The sequence below is a fragment of the Gloeocapsa sp. DLM2.Bin57 genome, assembly GCA_007693955.1.
Taxonomy (GTDB): Bacteria; Cyanobacteriota; Cyanobacteriia; order Cyanobacteriales; family Gloeocapsaceae; genus Gloeocapsa.
Genome location: RECR01000012.1, coordinates 1 through 5,557 on the forward strand (window position 1 = coordinate 1; position 5,557 = coordinate 5,557).

Here is a 5,557-nt window from a genome sequence, read left to right on the forward strand (position 1 = left end):
ATAGAAACCATGAACAAACGCCCAATTTATCTGATGAACAGCTAGATGCGATCGCAGGTGGCATGTCGACATCAACCGCAGCTGGAGCAACAGTCGGTGGTGCGGCGATGGCAGCTTGCATCTAACTAAAATAAGTCAATTAAGAGGGATTGTTGGGAAATTTAAGACAAAAGTACTAACAATCAAACCTAAAACAGTTAGGCAAGTCTAACCAAGTTAATAATTAAATCAGGAGAGAAATTAAGATGTCTTTAGAACAAGCTACAGCTTTTATCGATAAGTTGATTAGCGATGGAACTTTCCGCGCTAAAGTAGAGCAATACAAGGGGAATCATGAGTCAGTAATGGCAGAAGCGAAAGCGGCAGGCTATGAGTTTACCACAGATGAGATATCAGAGGCTTATAGAAACCATGAACAAATGCCCAATTTATCTGACGAACAGCTAGATGCGATCGCCGGTGGCAGTCCAGCGGCAAAAACCGGTGAGGCCGCGGGTGCTATTTTTGGTCCTGCGGCAGCTAGTTTGGGTGCAGCTTGCATCTAACTAAAATAAGTTAATTAAGAGGGATTGTTGGGAAATTTAAGATAAAAGTACCAACAATCCAATCAGAGACAATTGATGAGAAGCAGATGGAAATTAAAACAGAATCCCCAAAAATATCCTATAAAAGTCAACAATATTATCTTGAGAAAAAATACGACCTAGGGAACTCCAATAGAATTTTACACCCCAAGGAAACCCTTGCCAAAATCAAGCCCTATTTTCCCAAAATTGTCTTAACCAGACTTGGAAATATTACTGGTTTAGATAGGGTGGGCGTACCAGTGACCATTGCAATTAGACCTAACAGCTATAGCCTAACTCAATCTAGTGGGAAAAGTACTAATTTAGAAGCGGCTTTAGTTTCAGCTGCCATGGAGAGCATCGAGCTTTATTGTGCTGAAAATATTCAACCAGAAATTATTGGTGCTAGTTATAATCAGGTACAAAAGTCTTTTAACGTTATTGCCCTAGAAGACATAGAATTTAGTCAACATCACTTATTCAATAGCGATCGCCCCGAGGATTGGGTGATAGGCTGGGATATTGTCAATCAGGAAGAAGTAGCAGTCCCCCATCACTCAGTGAGCTTAGATTTTCGAATACTCAATCAGCTTAAATGTCCCTATTCTTTTACCATGAGCTCTAATGGTTTAGCATCAGGAAATCATTTTCTCGAAGCAGTCATTTCGGGATTATATGAAGTGATTGAAAGAGATGGAGTTTCCTGTCATACCGAAGCTAACTGTTATGGTAAGAAAAAAATCCAAATAGACTTATCAACAGTTGATGACACAGAAATTCAAAAACTCTGTCAACAATTAGCATCAAAACAATTACTACCCATAGTTTGTGACTGTACTAATGATATCGGTGTTCCAGTATTTGAAGCCTATGTATATGATCTTGAATCTAATACTGTGAGCATCTCTCACGGTTATGGAGCTCATCTCAATCCCCATATTGCTATCCTGCGAGCCCTAACAGAAGCAATTCAATCCCGAACTATCATTATCTCAGGCTCAAGAGATGATATTTTCAGGGATATTTATCAAGCCAATCGTTTTCGTTATCAATCGTCAGTAAACACTATTACTAACAACAACGAATTGGTAAAAATGAATTACAGAAATCAAACTAGCCATACCTTTAATGAGGATATATTCCTGCTAATCGATCAGCTCAAAAAAGCTGGTTTAAACAGTGTCATTGTGGTGGATTTATCCCCCACTGAAATTGATATTGCCGTGGTCAAGGTGATTGTTCCGGGTTTAGAAGGCTATCATTATTATGGTTATCGCCCCAGACGAAGAGCCAAAAAATTTGTTGTCGAAAATTGTCCACCGAATTTACCAATTCCCAATAGTTATTTCCAGGAGCAACAAGAAGTTAGCCACAGGCCCGCCGGAGGAATTTTATAAATGAAACACCACAAAGAGATTATAATCTATCTAGGACCTTCATTGCCAGTCAAAGAAGCACAAAGAATTATTGATGCCACCTTTGTGCCCCCCGCCGAACAAGGAGATATCGTCGGTATGGTTTGCCAGTTTAAACCAAAAGTTATCGCCTTGATTGATGGTATATTTCTGTCCAAACCCTCTGTCTGGCATAAAGAAATCCTCTTCGCCCTTAGTCAGGGGGTTCATGTTTATGGCGCTAGTAGTATGGGAGCGATCAGAGCTTCTGAACTATCAGCATTTGGAATGCAAGGAGTAGGGAAAATTTATCAAAAATTTGCCAGTGGTGAATTTTTAGATGATGACGAAGTAGCTTTAATTCACGAATATTGTGATGGAGAATTTCGAACTCTAACAGAGCCTATGGTTAATGTTAGAGAAACTTTGCTTCAGGCTAAATTAGATGGAATCATTGATGATTCTCAATTAGAAAAGCTGCTCAAGCTTGCCAAAGAGATTTACTTTGCCAAAAGAACCAGAACCGCAATTTTTACGGGAGCAGTCGAGGAAGGGATATTTTCAGATATTGCCGAAATACAACAGTATTTTAAAGAGCATTATGTTGACATCAAACGCCAAGACACCATTGAATTATTGAATTTACTCAAAGAGTTGCCCTCAGATTTAGAACCTTTTCAACCTGACTTTGAATTATCTAATACTCGCCTTTTTCAAACCTTATTTGTGAAAGAAGCCTCCCTGATTGAAGGGGATACTAAAATAACCAAGGGTGATGTGCTAAATTATCATGCTTTACACGATTCAGACTTTGGCAATCTCAACTTTAGTGCCCTCAATCGAGGTTTAGTTATGATTCTAGCCGCTTTTCTGGAAGTTAAAGTTAGTCCTGAACAAATTGCTGAAGAAAGTCACCGTTTTCAGTTAAAACATAATTTACTTAAACAGGAAGCGTTTGAGCAATGGCTTCAAGATAACCATATTAATCGGGAAAGGTTTGAGAATTTAATGTACCAAAAAGCGATTTGCCGTAAAATGCAGTGGTGGTTAGCCTCTAAGCATGGTCCCCAAGGAAGCATGGGTTTGTTAACTGAAGAACTAATTTTACAGAATAAGTATGTTAAATTCCTGAAACAAGCGGTGGAACAGCAACAACTCATCAATGAATTTTATCCCTTTCTGCTTGAAGAAGAAGTAGATAAAGAACTTGACACTCAAAGCTTATTAAGAGAACATTTAAAAAATACTCCTTGCTCCATGGATCAATATTATTCAAAATGGTTAAAAGAAGCCAACCTGCGTAATACACAAGTTTTAGAATTTGAATTGATTAAGTCAAAGCTAGCTCGAAAAGCACGCTCGCAAATGTTGAATCAAGATCCAGAATAATTATGAATAATAATTAATTTTTCTACCTCAAGTAAATTTGTATATGAGTATTAGTTTTTGCAAAATATATGATTGGTCTGTTGTTGATAACAATCAAAATGTTAGCATTGATTTAACTGAATTGGTAGTCTGTCCTTTTTATATTGCTTATGAACTGTTGCAACAACTTGGTAGCATTGAGCGTGAACAGTATATCCAGGATGTGTTTAATCAATTAGTTTTTAATGACTTAAATAATGCTACAAATATTTGGTATGGACTAGAATCATTAGGAAATACGAACATAATAAAAGCAAAAAAATTAGCAGCTAAAATTAATCAGAAAGTTAAGATTAATCTTTTAGTTGATCGTTATATTACTGAAGAAAATCTGGCTTTTATTTGGTATGTGAACCAGTACAGTCAATCAGAAATAACTTTTTATTATCAACAAGAGATATTCGAGAATTATTATTCCCCTATATTTCAAAAACTTGATTACAACAAATTAGAAGATTTTGACGGTAGGAAAATACCCTATTTTGGGGAAGAGACAATCAAAGATATAAAGTATATTTATGAAGCAATAATTAAGAGTAGCTATTTTTCCTTTCTTAATTACCGAAATCATGAATTTAGCTATAAATTTATCTTAGATTTTATTGGCAATATTCTCAGGACAGGAGCTACAGATTTAGCAGTTTATTTATTCAAAACATTGACTCAATGTGAAAAAAATACCTCAAACCAAGCGAAGTTATTTATAATTTGCCTTGGTCAACAACTAGGTCTGCAAAAATATCCAGAGATAGTGGAAGAAGCTGTTCCGGAGTTTATGAATTCAAATGCTTATCTTCCTAGTTTATATTTTATTAAAGGTTATGCAAACCTTTTGCTTAATAATGTTGAAACCAGTGCTAATTTTTTTGCACTAGCGGGAATTGATGAAAACTTGACAGTTAAAGATTACCAGGATTTGTATAAGTTAAATATTTTAGCTTTACTGAAATTTAAGCAGGGTCAACCCCAAGAAGCTTTAGCTATTCAGAAACGAATTAAAGATTATCAAGATCATCCAGAGTTTTATCAAACTAACATTTATTATACCAATGAACTAAATCTGGGTCGTCTAGCCAGATATTTTAGAGAATATGATCGTACTTTAGAACATTTTCAGTCTGCGTTTAAACAGTTAGAAGGAATTAAACAACCTGCTGATTATATTTACTATTGTTTACTAGTTGCTCAATTATTTGAATGCCAGCAGTCTTGGAAGCAGACGCTTTTTTATTGGACTTTAGCCGCATTAATTTGGAGTGCGTTACCTTGTAAAAACGCCATGAATTGGCGAGTCTTACTCTCTTTACTTACGGAAAATTATACCATTGAGAAACCCGTAACCTCCGAGATGATTAGTGAGGCGTTTATTAATAAGTTACAGTGGTTGATGAAATTATTATCTATTAAAACTGTTGCTACCGTTCAAAACATTACGATTAGAGTTTTAGACTCTGATCAAAGTCCAGTAGAAGGTGCTTATGTGCATTCTGATTTTCTAAGTTTTATTGCTAGTCATCAACCCTCTCCTGTCGTTGATTTATTTGAAAATAGTCAGTCTTTTCAGAAGTTGAATAACCTTTTGGTTGCTATAATTAGAACTCAAATCAAGCACTTAGATTTAGGTAAGTATCAAACTCTTTATCTTGACTTAGATAATGGTGTAGATATTCCCCAAAGTTTGGATCATATTTTAGTTCGTGGCTGGCAACTAAATTTGCAAGTTATCTGCTTGAATAAAACCCTGAATTTTGATGAATACAGCCCAAAAATTGAAGACAAAATTACAGTCAATATCCATCCTGCTGTTCGTGATTTTCAAGAAGTTAATGGCATCTACTCTGCTTGGTTTAAAAGATATTTTTCACCTTATCAACTTTCAGAATATCAACAGCCAATTATAAAGCGATTATTAGATGGTTCTTATCCTCCTAACCCTAGTTATAGATCTTTAAAACAACAATTTCCTCACTTCAGTAATCAGTTACTTTTTTCTATGCAAGCTGAGCATTTAATTTATCTTAAATCCGCAGGTTGATGAAACAGAAGGAGGATTTATCCTACCTCTATTATCATCGTTTTTGATTAGAGAAGATTTTAAACCAATCCACCAACAAGGATTCCTGCACCAACAATCACAAACAAGACAGCTGAGGTAGTTACTCGGAAGAT

The 5,557-nt window shown here is 35.8% G+C and carries 4 protein-coding genes; all 4 read left to right on the forward strand.

Annotation, left to right across the window (positions count from 1 at the left end):
• The first annotated feature begins 227 nt into the window (after positions 1 to 227).
• The 4 genes from EA365_00280 (at position 228) to EA365_00295 (ending at position 5,423) form a co-directional block, all read left to right on the forward strand.
• Positions 228 to 545, forward strand: coding sequence for a Nif11-like leader peptide family natural product precursor (locus EA365_00280; GenBank protein ID TVQ49664.1), 318 nt, complete (start codon positions 228 to 230; stop codon positions 543 to 545).
• 86 nt (positions 546 to 631) lie between these two features.
• Positions 632 to 1,963, forward strand: a complete 1,332-nt coding sequence (locus EA365_00285) for a hypothetical protein (protein ID TVQ49665.1) — start codon at positions 632 to 634, stop codon at positions 1,961 to 1,963.
• The gene (locus tag EA365_00290; GenBank protein ID TVQ49666.1) at positions 1,964 to 3,349 is read left to right on the forward strand and encodes a hypothetical protein; all 1,386 of its coding nucleotides are present in this window, start codon (positions 1,964 to 1,966) and stop codon (positions 3,347 to 3,349) included. It begins immediately after the preceding gene.
• Between the two features lie 43 nt (positions 3,350 to 3,392).
• Positions 3,393 to 5,423, forward strand: a complete 2,031-nt coding sequence (locus EA365_00295; protein TVQ49667.1) for a hypothetical protein — start codon at positions 3,393 to 3,395, stop codon at positions 5,421 to 5,423.
• Positions 5,424 to 5,557 lie beyond the last annotated feature (134 nt).

Bases quoted from the DNA above. Each gene is read 5' to 3' on its own strand.
- EA365_00285 (TVQ49665.1), top strand. From the start codon at position 632: ATGGAAATTAAAACAGAATCCCCAAAAATATCCTATAAAAGTCAACAA.
- EA365_00290 (TVQ49666.1), top strand. From the start codon at position 1,964: ATGAAACACCACAAAGAGATTATAATCTATCTAGGACCTTCATTGCCA.
- EA365_00295 (TVQ49667.1), top strand. From the start codon at position 3,393: ATGAGTATTAGTTTTTGCAAAATATATGATTGGTCTGTTGTTGATAAC.